Here is a 645-nt window from a genome sequence, read left to right on the forward strand (position 1 = left end):
TAGCCTTATATCGACTGAAACCAGAATGGTCTTGGGTGCAGCTTTTGATGGCTGCCACGTAGGAGAAGTAACACTCGCTCAGCGTTTAGTTCAAGAAGCCTCAGATAACTCCTTAACCCTATTTGACCGTTGTTATTTCTCTGCTGACTTACTATTAAACTGGCAAGGCTCAGGAGTACAGCGACACTGGCTGACACCAATAAAATCGAAGATGCGCTATGAGGTGGTCGAAGAGTTTGCKAATAATGACTTGCTAATTGATATGCCAGTCTCCCCCCAGRCGAGAAAGAAAAATCCCGAACTCCCCGAAACATGGCGTGCTCGTTTTATTGCTTATCAAGAGCCARAAGGTGAAATAAAGGGGTTTGTCACCTCATTGGTTGACCCTGTTAAATATCCGGTGGATAAACTACTAAATATCTACTGGCAACGCTGGGAAATAGAGGAGGGATACGGCGAACTGAAGCAAACTCAATTGCAAAGTAAGGTGACGTTACGAAGCAAATTTGTTGAAGGTGTTAAGCAAGAACTATGGGGTGTGCTTATCGCTTATAATCTGGTTCGCTTAGAAATGGTAGCGATAGCAAAAGAAGCCAAAGTTGCACCCACCCGTATTAGCTTTACCGCAGCGATAAGCTTGATAGA

The 645-nt window shown here is 44.2% G+C and carries 1 protein-coding gene; it reads left to right on the top strand.

Features of this window, described 5'->3' with window-relative positions; translation table 11 throughout:
- Positions 1 to 645, top strand: a 645-nt coding sequence (locus tag BM736_RS24825) for an IS4 family transposase (RefSeq protein WP_143562489.1), incomplete at both ends; no start/stop codon positions are given.

Source organism: Shewanella sp. UCD-KL12 (genome assembly GCF_001957125.1).
GTDB lineage: Bacteria > Pseudomonadota > Gammaproteobacteria > Enterobacterales > Shewanellaceae > Shewanella.